Origin of the sequence: Psychroserpens mesophilus (assembly GCF_050617655.1) — a bacterium.
GTDB classification, from domain to species: Bacteria; Bacteroidota; Bacteroidia; order Flavobacteriales; family Flavobacteriaceae; genus Psychroserpens; species Psychroserpens mesophilus_A.
The window spans coordinates 1-229 of the sequence record NZ_JBODQC010000586.1 but is presented as its reverse complement, the minus strand read 5'-3'; the positions used below and the strand labels follow the sequence as shown (position 1 = coordinate 229).

The 229-nt window shown below is 59.4% G+C and carries 1 pseudogene; it reads left to right on the top strand.

Going from position 1 to position 229, the window contains the following annotated elements:
- Nucleotides 1-217: pseudogene (locus ACRHNM_RS18530) on the top strand (MgtC/SapB family protein); the annotation flags it as partial.
- Between the last annotated feature and the right edge of the window lie 12 nt (nucleotides 218-229).

Genomic DNA, 229 nt, shown 5'->3' with positions numbered 1-229 from the left:
CTCCCTTTCGCAGCTTATGCGGCAGGATCGCCTGGAAATCTCCACGGGCTGGAAACTCATTTTGCTGGCATCCCTCTCCAACCTGGCTTTCAAGGGGGCCATGGCGGCCGTGCTGGGTACCCGGAAGCTGGGGCGTTGGATCGGTATCTCCTTTGGGTTGGGGATAGGGGCCGGCCTGCTGATTATCTGGCTCTGGCCGCAAAACTGGCATCTCTGATATGGGTTGGCT